3 protein-coding genes are annotated in these 1,385 nt (G+C 60.8%); all 3 read right to left on the bottom strand.

Annotation, left to right across the window (positions count from 1 at the left end; genetic code table 11):
• On the bottom strand, window positions 1–313 hold a 313-nt coding region (locus V6C07_RS06065), incomplete at its 3' end, for a phosphoenolpyruvate-utilizing N-terminal domain-containing protein (protein ID WP_333535462.1).
• A gap of 1 nt (window position 314) precedes the next feature.
• The gene (locus V6C07_RS06060) at window positions 315–605 is read right to left on the bottom strand and encodes an HPr family phosphocarrier protein (RefSeq protein ID WP_333535463.1); all 291 of its coding nucleotides are present in this window, start codon (window positions 603–605) and stop codon (window positions 315–317) included.
• Window positions 606–715: 110 nt separating this feature from the next.
• A partial coding sequence (locus tag V6C07_RS06055; protein WP_333535461.1) for a PTS system mannose/fructose/sorbose family transporter subunit IID occupies window positions 716–1,385 on the bottom strand: 670 nt, incomplete at its 5' end.

The following is a 1,385-nucleotide window of genomic DNA, read 5'->3' as shown; positions in this document are numbered from 1 at the left end:
CCCAGGGGGCGGCAATGCGCTTGTGCTCTATGCGCGACAGGGCGGCATTGAGCAGTTTGGCATCGCGGGCCATTTCCATTTGCGCGGCAATCACGTCACGGTATTCGGCCAGGTCTTCCGGCACATTGTCCATGGTGGTCTGCAGCGAGGCGCGTACGCTTGCGGCCGCAGCGCGAAGGGCTTCCTGCTCGGCAGGAATTTCGGCGGGCGTGATGGGCCGCTCTTCATCCTGCCGCAGCTTGTGCATGAAGCGCGCCCGGCCAATGGCAATGCCGGGAGAAACGGGAGTGCCGAAAAGTACCGCGCGGGCCATGTCAGTCCTGCATGGTGTTAAGAAGGCGGGCCAGGCCGTAAAGGGCCTCGCGGGCGTCCTGCCCTTGCGCCAGAAGGGTCAGTTCCGCATTGGCGGGCTGGGCCAAAGAAAGAATATCAAGCATGCTTTTAGCGTCGACTTCGCCGGTATCGCTGATAAGCTGTATGGTTGCGTCATAGCGCTGGGCTTCTTGCGCCAACCGCGCCGCAGGGCGGGCATGCAGGCCGTTGCGCAGGCCCAGGCAAAGCTTTAATGACAGCCCGCGTGGCGTTTCTTCGATAGTTTCTTCCATTTCCTCACCTTCTCGGGCCATAAGGCCGGACGAGGTGTGTTGGTCGTGACGGCGCAGCACGGCGGCTTCGCCTGATGCAATTTTTCGCCGTTTTGCCGGTCAGGCACATACTACATGCCTATCAGGTCAACGTCCATGAGAATAAGGGCGCCAAGGGTCATGGCCCACAGCAGAATACGCGGCAGCCGCAGGCGGGCCACCATCCATGAAGCCATAAGCACTGCAAGCGCCCCCAAAATGTAAACATCCCAGGGGAAGGGCTTGATGCGGCTCAGGGGCAGATGCCAGATCACCTGGGCTACCAGCACTGCATTGACCATCTTGAGCCTGTCCACCCAGTTGATGAGGTTGAGGCGTTTGAGGCGCACCAGCACGGGCATGCCGTGCCGCAGGCCGGAAAAAAAGCTGCCGGCCCTGAAAAACAGCAGGATAAGAAAGAAAACCGCGGCTGCCACGCATGTCAGCATGGTATGGCCCGACAACAGCAGGCTTACGCTCAGCAGCGCCCACAACGGCAGCAGCGTGCCGCTGAAAAAAGAATCTCCCAGGGCGGAAAGCGTGGTGGCAAGAGTTTCGCGTACCGATGATACGGCAAGCTCGGGCAAGGCTCCTCTGGCGATTTCTTCTTCAAGGGAAAGCAGAATGCCCACAAAAAGCGGAATCATGAAAGGGTGCGTATTGCTGTGGCCGCCATAGCGGGCAAAGGCGCGGGCGCGGGCCTCGCCCTCGGGGTAGAGCCAGCACAGGGCGGGACTGAGCACAAAGAGCAGGCCGGTCTGC

It is taken from the genome of Desulfovibrio sp. 1214_IL3152, from assembly GCF_036763055.1.
Lineage (GTDB): Bacteria > Desulfobacterota > Desulfovibrionia > Desulfovibrionales > Desulfovibrionaceae > Desulfovibrio.
Note: the sequence above shows the minus strand (reverse complement) of the source record. Positions and strands in the feature narration are given on the sequence as shown.

Bases quoted from the DNA above. Each gene is read 5' to 3' on its own strand.
- V6C07_RS06060 (WP_333535463.1), bottom strand. From the start codon at position 605: ATGGAAGAAACTATCGAAGAAACGCCACGCGGGCTGTCATTAAAGCTT.